This window comes from Actinopolyspora sp. BKK2, from assembly GCF_011291845.1.
Taxonomy (GTDB): Bacteria; Actinomycetota; Actinomycetes; order Mycobacteriales; family Pseudonocardiaceae; genus Actinopolyspora; species Actinopolyspora saharensis.
On the sequence record NZ_JAANTE010000001.1, the window covers coordinates 153,669 to 166,818 of the forward strand.

Consider the following 13,150-nt stretch of genomic DNA (forward strand, 5'->3'; position numbering starts at 1 on the left):
GTAGCACCGGGCAGTCGGCTTTCGTCCTCGCCCGAGCCGATAACTGTTCAGCATTTACTGTAGTACAGCGAAGGCTGTACCGTTGGCGTCGTGCTCAAGAGCGAGACTCAGGAACAGGCGCTGGCCAGGCTGGGGCGCGCGTTGGTCGACCCGACGCGTTGCCGCATCCTGACCGCGCTGCTGGACGGGACGAACTATCCGGGGCAGCTGGCCGAGCGGCTCGAGTTGTCCCGCTCGAAGGTGTCCAACCACTTGGCGTGCCTGCGGGGCTGCGGGCTGGTGGTGGCCGTTTCCGAGGGGCGCCGGGTGCGCTACGAGATCGCGGACGCGCACCTGGCCGCGGCGTTGCGGGAACTGGTCAAAGTGGTGCTGGCCGTCGAACCGGAGGAGGCCTGCGTCGACGACGAGCGCGACTCCGCGGAGTCCTCGGACGTGACCTGGGAGGTGGTCTCCTCATGAGCGAGCCCACGCGGTCCCGCCAGGACCCGCCGGTCGAGCAGCACTGCGACGACGGGTGCTGCGCTCCGACCGGGGCGGCACCGCAGGCCCAGCGGGAGGAGCCGGGGCAGCGGCGCCGGGCGGTGCTGATCCGCTGGCTGCGGCTGCTGGTGGCGGCCACGATCTCCTACAACGTGATCGAGGCGATCGTGGCGATCGGCTCCGGAGTGGCGGCCTCCTCGGCGGCGCTGATCGGTTTCGGGCTGGACTCGGTGGTCGAGGTGGCCTCGGCAGCGGCCGTGGCCTGGCAGTTCTCGGCCCGGCAGGAGCAGGTGCGCCGGCTCCGGGAGCGGCGGGCGCTGCGGATCATCGCGGTCTCGTTCTTCGCGCTGGCCGCCTACGTGACCGTCGAGGCGGTCCGCACCTTGGCGGGGAGCGGGGATCCCGCGTCGTCGACGGTGGGGGTCGTGCTGGCCGCGCTGTCGCTGGTCATCATGCCGGTGTTGTCGCTGTCCCAGCGCCGCATCGGCGGCAAGCTGGGCTCGGCCAGCGCCGTGGCCGACTCCAAGCAGACCCTGCTGTGCACCTACCTGTCCGGGGTGCTGCTGCTGGGGCTGCTGCTGAACGGCCTGTTCGGCTGGTCCTGGGCCGACCCGGTGGTGGCTCTGGTCATCGCGGCCGTGGCCGTGCAGGAGGGCCGCGAGGCCTGGCGTGGTGACAACTGCTGCGCCCCGGGCGGGCTGGTCCTGGCCACCTCGGGCGAGGAACCGCACGACGACTGCTGCGACTGAGCCGAGCGGTTCGCCGGGCGGGACGGTGCGCTGCTGCCGCTTCCGCCCGGCCCGGGCGTTGCTCGAGCGCCGGTGGTGTCCGTCCCGCGAGCGTGCTGCTCTAGTCGGGTGCGGTCGGGTCGAGTTCGAGGGCGACGGACCCTACGGCGAGGTGGAACGGTGCGGGGACGGGGGGGCGGTGCAGGCGGGCCATCCGTCGCAGGGCCAACCAAGGCCACCGCGGGGTCCGGCGGGTCGCGGTGAACAGGATCGTCGACCGCGTCGAGGACGGGTCGGGGAACGTGAGCTCCGGTGCGTAAGTTCCGCGGGCGAACCACTCGGGCGTGTCCGCGGCATCGGTGTCGAGCAGCCGCCGAGGTGGTGACCACGCGGAGCGATCGGCGCTGGGCTGGTCGGCGGTCATCCACCACAGGCCTTGCGCGGGGAAGTCCGGGGTGCCGTGCAGGTTCGAACCGCGCGCCAGCAGCATGACCCACCGGCCGTTCCAGCGGGTGAGGGCGTTGTCGAAGAATCCCTCGGACTCGTCGGCGAACACGCGCGGAGCGGACCAGTCGGTGATCCCGTCCGCGCTGTCCGAGCACAGGATTCGGTAGTCCGGTTGCTCACCAGGACCGATCTCGTGGGGGTTGGCCTGGTACCACATGCGGTATCCGGTCCCGGTGGGGATCACTCGCGGTTCCAGCACCGAACTTCTCGAGCCGTGACCTTCGACGACCGGGGACTCGCGGCGGACCCAGCCGCCTTCTCGCCGTTCGAGAACGCCGATCGAGTAGCGGCTGCCCGCGCCGTACTGCTTGGAGCTCGCGCGGCCGGAGTAGTAGATCCGGGCTGCACGGCCGTTGTTGGCGGGGACGTAGCAGGGCGTGTGCATGCCACCGGCGTCCCACGCCCCGCGCGGAGGGTCGGCGACCAGCGGAGCGGCTCGACCGCGAACGTCGCGGTCCAGTTGCCACCGTCCCGAGGCCGGATCGGCGTGCTCGGCCAGCGTGGCCCGGTACAGCCGGTTCCGGAATCGGGTGGTGAACCCTCCGAGGAACAGGGTCCAGGTGCCGTCGAGGTGGTGCAGATCGGGGTCGCCGACACCGATGAGGCCGCGCGGCATCGGACCCTCGACCATGTCCCACAGCACCCGTGCTCCGGGTTTGCCCTGGGCTCGCCACAGATCAACGGACGACGTGTCCATGTGAATCGACCCCCAACCGGTCACACGTGCCTCGGGCGATGACTCCCCCGGCAGCCGGGTAGGTCGATCGGGCCCAGAGTACTCGGCGAGGCGGCTCCGTCTCAACCGGACCGGCTGGCCCACACTTCCACGAACACGTCCGTGGTGGTCCCGTCGACGTCGAAGCCGGCCTGCCGCACCGCCTCGGTGAACCTCTCCGGAGTCCAGACGGTGTACCAGCGGCGGGCGTCGGGTTCGTCGAGCCACCCGGTCTCGCCGACGGCCTTGACGCAGGCGTAGAGCTTGCCCGCCGGACGCAGCAGCGTGGCGAACTGGCCGAGCACGTCCCGCGTGTCCGCTGTGGGCAGATGCACCAGGCAGGCACACGCCCAGATCCCGTCGAACGTCTCGGCCGCGAACAGGGATCCGACCTCGCGGAGGTCGCCGAGCAGCGTGGGCGCGCAGGCGTTGGCCATGGACGCGAACTCCGGGTTCAGGTCGATCCCCTGGGCGAGGTGCCCTGCGGCGGTGAACCGGGCGAGATCACGCCCCGGTCCGCACCCCGCGTCGAGGATCGTCGCCGCGTCGGGCAGTGCGGCGGTGAAGCGCTCGACCCGATCGCGCATCTTGCCCGCGTGTTGGTGCGCGTAGTCGGCGGCGTGTTCGCTGTAACGTGCCACGGACAGCGCGACCGGATCGAGCTGGTGTCGCCCGTTTTCGGCAGCAGCGGGTGGGCACATGTTCGGCTCCGGAGAGGTGGGACTCGGTGTCCGGCGAGTCTACAGGGCTCCCGCCCCGCGGGGCCGGCGGCGTCGTGTTCGACCGGTGGCTGTTCGTGGTCGCGATCCCGCTGGGCACGGCCGTGCGGTCACCTCGTCCGAGCGGGTGTGCCCACCGCGGAACGGGCTCGGTGTTTTCGCAGGGCAGTCGATGTGCTTGCGGAAAATCCCCTGCTGTGTGCAGGTCCTCTCGGCCGGGGAAATAGGATTGCGCCGCCGATGAACAACAGCTCGGCTCTTGTCCGGACACCCCGGAAAACTCCGCGAGGGTGTCGTCCAACGCCGGTTGCCGAAAGGTGATCATGTCTTCCGAAACCATCGGTTTCGCACTCCTGTTGTTGGGGGTGCTGTTGCTCGTGGCCAAGCTCGTGCGGGTGAAGTGGCGATTGGCCCAGAAGTTGTTCCTCCCCGGATCGATCATCGGTGGGGGGATCGCGCTGCTGCTGGGGCCCGATGTGTTCGGCAACATCGCCGCGGCCCTGGGGACCGACAGGTTCACCGAGGGCGGGCTGTTCGGCGGCGAGGTCCAGCAGGTCTGGTCCGAGCTGCCGGGGCTGCTCATCTCGGTGGTGTTCGCGGGGTTGTTCCTGGGGCGACGCATGCCGAAGGCCCGTGAGGCCGGGCGGCTGGCCGGCCCGCAGATCGCCTTCGGACTGACGCTGAGCAGCGGGCAGTACGTGCTGGGGCTGTTGCTGGCCCTGCTGGTGCTGTCCCCGGTCTTCGGTCTGCCACCGTTGACGGGAGCCCTGATCGAGATCGGTTTCGAGGGCGGCCACGGCACCGCAGGCGGTCTGGGCAACACCTTCGAGCAGTTCGGGTTCGCCCAAGGTCAGGACCTGGCGCTGGGCATGGCCACCATCGGTCTGCTGTCGGGGATCGTCATCGGGATCGTGCTGATCAACTGGGGAGCGCGCAAGGGCCACGCCAAGGAACTGAGCGCGGACTCGGCGCCCACGGTGTCCGAACGCATGGGGCTGGTGGAGAAGGAGAACCGCCGGTCCGCGGCCACGCTGACCGTGCACCCCTCGTCGATCGAGCCGCTGACGCTGCACTTCGGTTTCCTGGCGCTGGCGATCATCATCGGCCAGCTGCTGCTGTGGGGCCTGCAGGCGGTGGAGAACGCGCTGTGGGTGGACACCATCGAGATCTTCGGCTATGTCCCGCTGTTCCCGCTGGCGATGCTCGGGGGCATCCTGCTGCAGTTCGTGATCAACCGTTTCGACCGGGCCGAGGTGGTCGACCGGATGATGATCGAGCGCATCCAGGGATTCGCCCTGGACATGCTGATCATCGCGGCGATGGGGACGCTGTCGCTGGAGGTCATTGCCGACAACATCGTCCCGTTCGTGCTGCTCGCCGCATGCGGGATCGCCTGGTCGCTGGGAGCCTTCCTGCTGCTGGCGCCGCGGATGCTGCCGGACTACTGGTTCGAGCGCGGCGTGGGGGATTTCGGCCAGTCGATGGGTGTCACCGCCACCGGGCTGATCCTCATGCGCATCGCCGATCCCGAGCTGCGCACCCCGGCCTACCCGGCTTTCGGGTACAAGCAGCTCGTGCTGGAACCGTTCTTCGGGGGAGGCCTGGTCACGGCCGCGGCGATCCCGCTGATCGTCCAGTTCGGAGCGATCCCCCTGCTCGTGGTGATGACGGCGCTGCTGGTGGCGGCCCTGCTGTCCGGGCTGCTGTACTTCGGCCGCCGCGGGCGGTCCGCCCCCGCCGAAGCGGAGTCGGTGGGCGAGTAGCCCCCGCCGCGCACTTTCGAGTGCCGCGGTGTGGGCCGCGCCGCCCACGCCGCGTTCCGATGTTGCCGCGGGCCGTCGCCGCCGATCGTTTCGACCGGTGGCGACGGCCCGCTCGTGTGTCGGCGGAAGTCGTCACGGAGCCCGTCGCCTCGGGGAGGCTCGATACCGCTCGGCGTGTCCGAAAAGGTGGGACACTCGACGTTGTGGCCATCAGCGGGTGCGGGCCAGCATGATTGCCATGCGAACCCGACCGGTGCTGATCGTGCTCTTCGACCAGGTGCAGAGCCTGGATGTGACCGGGCCGCTGGAGGTGTTGGCCGAGGCCAACACGTGGCTGCAGTCGCGTGGTGACCAACCGGTCTACGAGATCTCCACCGCGGGCCTCGACGCTCGTGCGGTGCGCGCCTCCAGCGGGCTGCGGCTCACCCCCGACGTCGACCTGAACCGCGCACCGACTCCCGACGTGCTGCTGGCCCCCGGCGGCGAGGGGGCGCACGCTCCCGAGCCCGATCTCGTCGCGTGGCTGCGCGAGCACGCCCCGCGGGCGCGGCAGGTGGTGTCGGTGTGCACGGGAGCGTTCCTGCTGGCCGAGGCCGGCATGCTGTCCGGACGCCGGGCCACCACCCACTGGGAGCACTGCGCGGACCTGGCCGAGCGGTTTCCCGACGTCGACGTGGCCGCGGAGCCGATCTACGTGCGCGACGGCAACCTCGCCACCTCGGCCGGGGTCACCGCCGGCATCGACCTCGCGCTCGCCCTGGTCGAGGAGGACCTCGGGCGCGAGGCCGCGCTGAGCATCGCCCGGCACCTGGTGGTTTTCCTGCGGCGGCCCGGCAACCAGGCCCAGTTCAGCACCCAGCTCGCCACCCAGACGGCGCAGCGCGACCCCCTGCGGCAGGTCCAGCAGTGGATCGCCGAGCACCCGGACGCCGACCTGTCGGTGGGAACCCTGGCCGAGCGGGCCAGCCTCTCGCCCCGGCAGTTCACGCGCGTCTTCGCCGAGCAGGTGGGCATCACACCGGGGCGCTACGTCGATCAGGTGCGGCTGGAGGCGGCCCGCCGCAGGCTCGAGGACACCCGCGACAGCGTCGAGGAAACCGCACTGGCCTGCGGTTTCGACACCCCGGAGGCGATGCGGCGCGCCTTCGTGCGCGCGCTCGGCGTCGCCCCGTCCGACTACCGGAGCCGGTTCCGGCCCGTCCCGTCCGGCTTCGCCGAGGAGGGCGCGGATGCGCATCGCGATCTTGCTGTTTGACCGGTTCACCGCGCTCGACGCGGTCGGCCCCTACGAGGTGCTCAGCCGCCTGCCCGGCGCCGAGGTGATCTTCGTCGGCGAGCGCACCGGGCCGGTGCGGGACCAGGCGGGAAGTCTGCACCTGGTCGCCCGGGCCGGTTTGGGCGAGGTGACTGATCCCGACATCGTGCTCGTGCCCGGCGGGCCCGGCCAGGCCGCGCACATGTCCGACGGGCCGGTGCACCGGTGGTTGCGCGCCGTCGACGAGACCAGCGGCTGGACGACGTCGGTGTGCACCGGGTCGCTGGTGCTCGCCGCGGCGGGGCTGCTGTCCGGGCGCCGGGCCACGTCGCACTGGTTGGCCCGCGACCGGCTGGCGGAGCTGGGGGCGTGCCCGGTGGGGGAACGGGTGGTCGTGGACGGCAAGTACGTCACCGCCGCCGGAGTATCGGCCGGCATCGACATGGCCCTGACCCTGGTCGGGCGCGTCGCGGGCGACGAGCTCGCCCGGCGGATCCAGCTCGGTATCGAGTACGACCCGCGGCCGGACCACGACGCGGGCGCCCCGGACAGGGCCCCGGCCGAGGTGGTCGACGAGCTGCGCGCCCGCAGCCGCTTCGCCCCCGGCGGGCAGGGGTGACCACCGGCAGGTTCGCGAGCCCGGCGCCGCCCGATCCGGACGGGCCCGGCGGCTCGGCGGAGAGCTCCGGACGGGGATCAGTCGTAGCCGCGCACCAGGTGGGTGTCCTCCTGCTCGTCGAGCCGCCACGGAGTGCTGGTGTCGTTGGGCCGGTGCCCGGGCTGGTGCGGGATCGGCGGGGCGGTGTGCTCGACCGGCTGCGCCGGGGCCGGGGTGTCGTCGTCGGGATGCACGGGCGCACTCCTCACTCGGTTTCGTGGAGTGTGTGTCCGGCCATGCTGCACCCGGCGGTGGCGGCCCGCACGGTGATCGCGGCCGGACTGGGGGTCGGCCGCGATCACCGTCGGTGGTCCGCGCTGGTGGCCTCAGCCTTCGAGGGCCAGTTCGGTCAGCAGGCTGCGCACCCGCGCGTCGATGTCGTCGCGGATGGGGCGGATCTGGTCGAGCGTCTTGCCCGCCGGGTCGTCGAGCTGCCAGTCGAGGTAGCGCTTGCCGGGAAAGACCGGGCACGCGTCGCCGCAGCCCATGGTGATCACCACGTCGCAGGTCCGCACGGTGTCCGCGTCGAGCTCGGTGGGCAGCTGTCGGGACACGTCGATGCCCAGTTCGGCCATGGCCTCGACCACGGCCGGGTTGATCTCCTCGGCCGGGGTGGTGCCGGCCGAGCGGACACCGACCCGGCCGCGGGCGTGGTGGTGCAGCAGCGCCGCGGCCATCTGCGAGCGGCCCGCGTTGTGCACGCAGACGAACAGTACTTCCGGCACGGACACGTCGTTCTCCTCGCGGGGTGTTGTCATCGATGCGGGGCTGTCGTGCTCTCGGGGGTGAACCGCTTTCGGGCGGCCAGGCTGACGTAGACCAGCGCGACCAGCACGGGGACTTCGATCAGGGGCCCGACCACCCCGGCCAGGGCTTGCCCGCTGGTGACGCCGAAGGTGGCGATGGCCACGGCGATGGCCAGTTCGAAGTTGTTGCCCGCTGCGGTGAACGCCAGCGTGGTCGAGCGTTCGTAGCCGAGTCCGATGCCTTTGCCCAGGGCGAACGATCCGGCCCACATGGCGGCGAAGTACACCAGCAGGGGCAGTGCGATGCGGGCCACGTCCCAGGGGTTCGCGGTGATGGCCTCGCCCTGCAGGGCGAACAGCACGACGATGGTGAACAGCAGCCCGTACAGCGTGAACGGGCCGATCTTGGGTAGCAGCCGGTTCTCGTACCAGGACCTGCCCTTGGCGCGTTCCCCGAGCCTGCGGGACAGGTATCCGGCCACCAGCGGGATGCCCAGGAAGATCAGCACCGAGCGGGCGATGGACCAGGCGGAGATGTCCAACCCGGCGGTGTCCAGGCCGAGCCAGCCGGGCAGCACGGTCAGGTAGAACCAGCCCAGCCCGGCGAAGGCGATCACCTGGAACACGGAGTTCAGCGCCACCAGCACCGCGGCGGCTTCGCGGTCGCCGCAGGCGAGGTCGTTCCAGACGATGACCATGGCGATGCAGCGGGCCAGGCCGACGATGATCAACCCCGTGCGGTACTCGGGCAGGTCGGGCAGGAAGATCCAGGCCAGGGCGAACATCACCGCCGGTCCGGCGATCCAGTTGATCAGCAGCGAGGAGAGCAGCAGCCGCTTGTCGCCGGTGACGGTGTCCAGCCGGTCGTAGCGGACCTTGGCCAGCACCGGATACATCATCACCAGCAGGCCGACGAAGATCGGCAGTGAGACGCCCGAGGTCACGTGCAGCGAGTTCAGCGCCGTGGTCAGCCCGGGCACGAACCGGCCCGCCAGCAGTCCCGCGATCATGGCCGCGCCGATCCACACCGGCAGGAACCGGTCCAGCGCCGACATGCGCGCCGCCACGGCCCTTTCGGCCGGTTGCGTGGTGTCGGTCGAGGTCACGCCGGCACCACCTCGTTGTCGGCCGGAAGCAGCACACCGGACAGCACGGCCAGCATCTCGGTGCGCACCCGGTAGTAGACCCACGTGCCCCGGCGCTGCCCGTCGATGACGCCGGCTTCGCGCAGCACCTTGAGGTGGTGCGAGATCGTCGGCCCGGACAGGTCGAACGCGCCGGTCAGGTCGCACACGCACGCTTCGCCGCCGGCGTGGGAGGCGATCAGGGACAGCAGGCGCAGACGGGCCGGGTCGCCGATGGCCTTGAACACCCGCGCCAGGTTCGTGGACTGCTGCTCGTCCAGCGGTTGGCGCATCAGCGGTGAACAGCACAACTCCTGTTCACCCTCCACCTCTTGATTCGACATGCCTCTATATTGACATTCGTCTAATCCGGGGGGCAAACTCGGCCGCTCCTACTGTTTCGACGAACATCTATCCAGGAGGTCGGGCATGTCCCGCGCTCAACTGGCCCTGCGCGTCGGCGACCTGCAGGGCTCGATCGACTTCTACACCAAGCTGCTCGGCAGCGAACCGGCCAAGCTGCGCCCCGGCTACGCCAACTTCGTCGTCGACGAACCACCGCTGAAGCTCGTCCTGCTGGAAGGGCAACCGGGGCAGGACACCGCCATGGACCACCTCGGCGTGGAGGTCGCCGACACCGCCACCGTGCACGCGGCCACCCGACGGCTCTCCGAACTCGGCCTGTTCACCGAGTCCGAGCAGGACAGCACCTGCTGCTACGCGACCCAGGACAAGGTCTGGGTCCACGGCCCGGGCCGGGAACCCTGGGAGGTCTACACCGTCAAGGGCGATTCCCCGGACTTCGGCGAGTCCGCCCCCGCGAAACAGGGCGAGTGTTGTGCGAACGACCACGACGTGAAAACCTGATCGCACCGAAGCGCGTTCCCCGCCGCGCGCGGGCAGCGACCCGCCTGTCACCCGGATATATCGGCCGCGTTTGTACGGCCACCGAAAGTCCGCGTTTCCCGTGCCCCGCGACGGCTCCCTAACATCGACGGTGCGGCCGTTGGCGAGACGCCTGTCGGCATCGACACCGAAGGGGGAGAGCATGTCCGAGAAGAAACTGCAGGACAAGGTCGTGATCATCGGCGGAGGGGCCAAGAACCTGGGCGGGCTGCTGGCCACCAGCTTCGCCGCGGACGGGGCGAAGATCGTGGTGCACCACCACAGCGACTCCTCGGCCGACGACGCCGCCAAGACCGTCGAGGCGGTCCGCGAGGCCGGTTCGCAGGCGGTGGCGGTGCAGGGCGATCTGACCCGGGTGGCCGAGGTGCGGCAGTTGTTCGACGCCGCCGTGGACACCTTCGGCGGGGCCGACATCGCGGTGAACACGACCGGGATGGTGCTGCGCAAACCGATCCTGGAAACGACCGAGGAGGACTACGACCGCATGTTCGCCGTCAACTCCAAGGCGGCGTACTTCTTCATTCAGGAAGCCGGGCGCAGGCTCAACGACAACGGCAAGATCATCAGTTTGGGGACGTCGCTGCTGGCGGCGTTCACCGACGGGTACTCGACCTACGCCGGAGGTAAGGCTCCGCTGGAACACTTCACCCGCGCGGCGGCCAAGGAGTTCGCCGACCGGGGCATCTCGGTCAACACCGTGGCCCCGGGACCGATGGACACCCCGTTCTTCTACCCGCAGGAAACCCCGGAGCGGGTGCAGTTCCACAAGTCGCAGGCCCTGGGCAACCAGCTCACCCAGATCGAGGACATCGCCCCGGTCATCGAGTTCCTGGCCACCGACGGCTGGTGGTTCACCGGGCAGACCATGTTCCCCAACGGCGGCTACACCACCCGGTGACACCGGATGGAAGCGGTGCGGGCGGCCTCGGAGCCCGCCGCCCGCACCGCGCACCGTGGCCGGGCACGGTACGAAAGGGGGCAGAGGCCCGCTCGGTGGGTCCGCCGACAACTCGACGAAACAGCGAAAACAGGACGCTACATGGCACTGGACCTGCACAAGCTCGAACACCTCGTGGCGGTCGCCGAAGAAGGCAGCTTCACCCGCGCGGCCGCGCGGCTGCACCTGTCCCAGCAGGCCCTGTCCACCTCGATCCGCGCGCTGGAACGCGAAGTCGGCGTCGACCTGCTCGACCGCGGCGGCAACGCGCTGACCGTGCTGCCCGCGGGCGAGGCGCTGGTCGCCGACGCGCGGGTGCTGCACGGCGTGTCCCGCTCGGCGGTGCTGCGCGCCCGCCGCATCGGACGCGGACAGCACGAAACCCTGCGCATCGGCCACACCCCCGCGGTGACCGGCGACGAGATCACCGCGCTGCTGCGCCGGGTCCACCGGCAGCACCCCGACCTGAGCCCGCAGGTCAACCAGCGCTACCCGGGCGAGCTGACCGAACAGCTGCTGTCCGGCCAGCTCGACCTGGGGCTGTGCCGGGCGATGACCCCCGCCCACGGGCTGACCCGCAGCACGGTGACCCACCAGCGCCTGCGGCTGGCCGTGTCCTGCCGGCACCGTCTGGCCGACCGCGACAGCGTCGAGATCGGCGAGCTGGCGGAGGAATCCATCATGGTCTGGGGCCATCCCGGCCGCTCCGGCTACACCGACCTGCTCGTCGACCACTGCCGCCGCGCCGGGTTCGAACCCAGGGTGCATCGCAATCCGATCCAGGGAACCCCGCCGGTGACCGCGGTGCTCGACACCGACCACGTCGCCTTCGTCACCGCGGCTGCCGGTCCCGCGGCCAACGGCCACGTCAGCGTGCTCGACCTGCAACCGCCGCTGTTCGCGCCGCTGCAGGCCCTCTGGTCCCGCCACGTCACCAGCTCGTCGCGGGACGCCTTCCTGGACACGGCGACCGACTGAAAGCCCGCGGCCCCGGCCGAACACCCCGTGCGGGGTGAGTGCTCAGCCCCGCGGCGAGGTGCTCGGCGGTGAGCGTGAGGCCGGCTGGGCCTGCTGCTCGGCGCTGTACGATTCCTCCCGCACGGTCGGTACCACGTGGCGGAGGAGCCCCGGCCCCGCGAGCGGGGACCTTGCCGCCTCGTGGTCCTTTGCGGTGGTGGTTTCCGGGCGTCGGGCACCACCACGTCGTTCCCACGAAAGGCGGCCCCTCGTTGAGTTCCACACCGCCGGCGAACTCGCCCGCGCTGGCCCGTCGGCTGGGCACCTTCGACGCCGTGGTGCTCGGGTTGGGCTCCATGCTCGGCGCGGGGGTGTTCGCCGCGTTCGGCCCGGCCGCGGCGGCGGCCGGATCCGGGCTGCTGATCGCGCTGGCGGTGGCGGCGGCGGTGGCCTACTGCAACGCCACCGCCTCGGCCAGGCTGGCCGCCCGCTATCCCGAGTCCGGCGGGACCTACGTCTACGCGGGCCGCAGGCTCGGCCCGGTGTGGGGGTTTCTGGCCGGCTGGGGGTTCGTCGTCGGCAAAACGGCCAGCTGCGCTGCCATGGCCCTGACCATGGGGGCCTACGCGTGGCCGCAGCAGCCGGTTCCGGTGGCGGTGGCCGCGGTGGTGGTGCTGACCGGGGTGAACTGCCTCGGGGTGGAAAAGACCGCCCGGGTGACCCGGGTGCTGGTGGTGCTGACCCTGCTGGCCCTGGCCGGTGCGGTGGCCGCCTGCCTCGGCGGTGGCCAGGCCGACCCGGCACGGCTGACCGGCTGGTTCCCGCACGGGTTCACCGGCATCACCCAGGCGGCGGCGCTGTTGTTCTTCGCCTTCGCCGGCTACGCCCGCATCGCCACCCTCGGAGAGGAGGTGCGCGACCCGGCCCGCACGATTCCGCGGGCCGTGCCGCTGGCGCTGCTGCTGGTGGTGCTCGTCTACGCCGCCGTGGGCGCGGCCGCCCTGCTGGCCGTGGGGCCGGGGGAGTTGGCCACTTCGACGGCCCCGCTGGCCACCGCCGCCCGCGCCGGCGGCCTCGCCGGGCTGGCGGTGGTGGTGCGCATCGGCGGTGCCGTCGCCGCGGCCGGTGTGCTGCTGTCGCTGATGGCCGGTATCGGCCGCACCGGGCTGGCCATGGCGCGCCACGGCGAACTCCCCCGGTGGCTGGCGGCGGTGCACCCGCGCCGCAGGGTTCCCCACCGCGCCGAACTGCTGCTCGGCGCGGTGGTGCTCGTGCTGGTGCTGCTGGTCGATCTGCGCGGCGCGATCGGCTTTTCCAGCTTCGCGGTGCTGCTGTACTACGCGCTGACCAACGCGGCGGCGTTCACGCTGCCCGGACCGCGGCGCGGCCTGCTCCGCCCGTTGACCGTGCTCGGCGGGGCGGGATGTGTGCTGCTGGCGGCCACCCTGCCCGCGCAGGCCGTGCTGGGCGGGGGCGGGCTGCTGCTGGCCGGGCTGGTGCTGCGCGCCGTCCACGTCCGGTGGCGCGGCGGGCGGGCCGGCGCGCGGAGCTGACCCCGGCGGGGCGTGGGGCTCGCGCGGGCTGACGTCGGGTCTGCGCTGCTAAGGCCTAGAGTTGTCCACGGCCGATTCGAAGCAGCGACAGGTGCGAGGTAG

At 71.2% G+C, this 13,150-nt stretch carries 15 protein-coding genes; 9 read left to right on the forward strand and 6 right to left on the reverse strand.

The window, feature by feature from the left end; translation table 11 throughout:
- Window positions 1-90 precede the first annotated feature (90 nt).
- Window positions 91-459 (forward strand): metalloregulator ArsR/SmtB family transcription factor, encoded by a 369-nt coding sequence (locus G9Q41_RS00705; RefSeq protein WP_092521665.1) that lies wholly within the window; start codon window positions 91-93, stop codon window positions 457-459.
- Entirely contained in the window at window positions 456-1,229 is a 774-nt protein-coding gene (locus tag G9Q41_RS00710) for a cation transporter (RefSeq protein ID WP_207630424.1), read from the forward strand. The genes G9Q41_RS00705 and G9Q41_RS00710 overlap by 4 nt, the downstream gene beginning before the upstream one ends.
- A 100-nt stretch (window positions 1,230-1,329) precedes the next feature.
- Here G9Q41_RS00710 and G9Q41_RS00715 read toward each other — a convergent pair whose 3' ends face one another.
- Complete coding sequence (locus tag G9Q41_RS00715) at window positions 1,330-2,412, reverse strand: hypothetical protein (protein WP_207630423.1); 1,083 nt, start codon at window positions 2,410-2,412, stop codon at window positions 1,330-1,332.
- A gap of 101 nt (window positions 2,413-2,513) precedes the next feature.
- Entirely contained in the window at window positions 2,514-3,131 is a 618-nt protein-coding gene (locus G9Q41_RS00720; RefSeq protein WP_092521664.1) for a class I SAM-dependent methyltransferase, read from the reverse strand.
- A 341-nt stretch (window positions 3,132-3,472) separates the two neighbouring features.
- Here G9Q41_RS00720 and G9Q41_RS00725 point away from each other — a divergent pair, with 341 nt between their 5' ends.
- From G9Q41_RS00725 to G9Q41_RS00735, 3 genes are all read left to right on the forward strand, one after another.
- A complete protein-coding gene (locus G9Q41_RS00725) occupies window positions 3,473-4,912 on the forward strand; it encodes a sodium/glutamate symporter (RefSeq protein WP_165631607.1) in 1,440 nt (479 codons plus the stop codon).
- 238 nt (window positions 4,913-5,150) lie between these two features.
- On the forward strand, window positions 5,151-6,167 hold the full coding sequence (locus G9Q41_RS00730) for a GlxA family transcriptional regulator (protein WP_165631606.1): 1,017 nt from the start codon (window positions 5,151-5,153) through the stop codon (window positions 6,165-6,167).
- The gene (locus G9Q41_RS00735; RefSeq protein ID WP_165631605.1) at window positions 6,142-6,786 is read left to right on the forward strand and encodes a DJ-1/PfpI family protein; all 645 of its coding nucleotides are present in this window, start codon (window positions 6,142-6,144) and stop codon (window positions 6,784-6,786) included. The genes G9Q41_RS00730 and G9Q41_RS00735 overlap by 26 nt, the downstream gene beginning before the upstream one ends.
- Window positions 6,787-6,863: 77 nt before the next feature.
- Here G9Q41_RS00735 and G9Q41_RS00740 read toward each other — a convergent pair whose 3' ends face one another.
- The 4 genes from G9Q41_RS00740 to G9Q41_RS00755 form a co-directional block, all read right to left on the reverse strand.
- Window positions 6,864-7,019, reverse strand: coding sequence for a hypothetical protein (locus tag G9Q41_RS00740; protein WP_165631604.1), 156 nt, complete (start codon window positions 7,017-7,019; stop codon window positions 6,864-6,866).
- Window positions 7,020-7,151: 132 nt separating this feature from the next.
- Window positions 7,152-7,583, reverse strand: a complete 432-nt coding sequence (locus G9Q41_RS00745; protein ID WP_165631603.1) for an arsenate reductase ArsC — start codon at window positions 7,581-7,583, stop codon at window positions 7,152-7,154.
- A complete protein-coding gene (gene arsB / locus G9Q41_RS00750) occupies window positions 7,580-8,626 on the reverse strand; it encodes an ACR3 family arsenite efflux transporter (protein ID WP_165631729.1) in 1,047 nt (348 codons plus the stop codon). The genes G9Q41_RS00745 and arsB overlap by 4 nt, the downstream gene beginning before the upstream one ends.
- 47 nt (window positions 8,627-8,673) lie before the next feature.
- The gene (locus G9Q41_RS00755) at window positions 8,674-9,039 is read right to left on the reverse strand and encodes a metalloregulator ArsR/SmtB family transcription factor (protein ID WP_165631602.1); all 366 of its coding nucleotides are present in this window, start codon (window positions 9,037-9,039) and stop codon (window positions 8,674-8,676) included.
- 85 nt (window positions 9,040-9,124) lie between these two features.
- On the opposite strand from G9Q41_RS00755, the gene G9Q41_RS00760 reads away from it, so the two are divergent.
- The 4 genes from G9Q41_RS00760 to G9Q41_RS00775 all read left to right on the forward strand — a co-directional run bounded on the left by G9Q41_RS00760 (window position 9,125) and on the right by G9Q41_RS00775 (window position 13,048).
- The gene (locus G9Q41_RS00760; RefSeq protein ID WP_165631601.1) at window positions 9,125-9,562 is read left to right on the forward strand and encodes an ArsI/CadI family heavy metal resistance metalloenzyme; all 438 of its coding nucleotides are present in this window, start codon (window positions 9,125-9,127) and stop codon (window positions 9,560-9,562) included.
- 181 nt (window positions 9,563-9,743) lie between these two features.
- On the forward strand, window positions 9,744-10,499 hold the full coding sequence (locus G9Q41_RS00765) for an SDR family oxidoreductase (protein ID WP_165631600.1): 756 nt from the start codon (window positions 9,744-9,746) through the stop codon (window positions 10,497-10,499).
- Between the two features lie 141 nt (window positions 10,500-10,640).
- Entirely contained in the window at window positions 10,641-11,516 is an 876-nt protein-coding gene (locus G9Q41_RS00770; protein WP_165631599.1) for a LysR family transcriptional regulator, read from the forward strand.
- Between the two features lie 251 nt (window positions 11,517-11,767).
- Window positions 11,768-13,048 carry an APC family permease gene (locus tag G9Q41_RS00775; RefSeq protein WP_092521658.1) on the forward strand — a complete coding sequence of 427 codons (1,281 nt, stop codon included), beginning with the start codon at window positions 11,768-11,770 and terminating at the stop codon, window positions 13,046-13,048.
- Window positions 13,049-13,150: the final 102 nt, after the last annotated feature.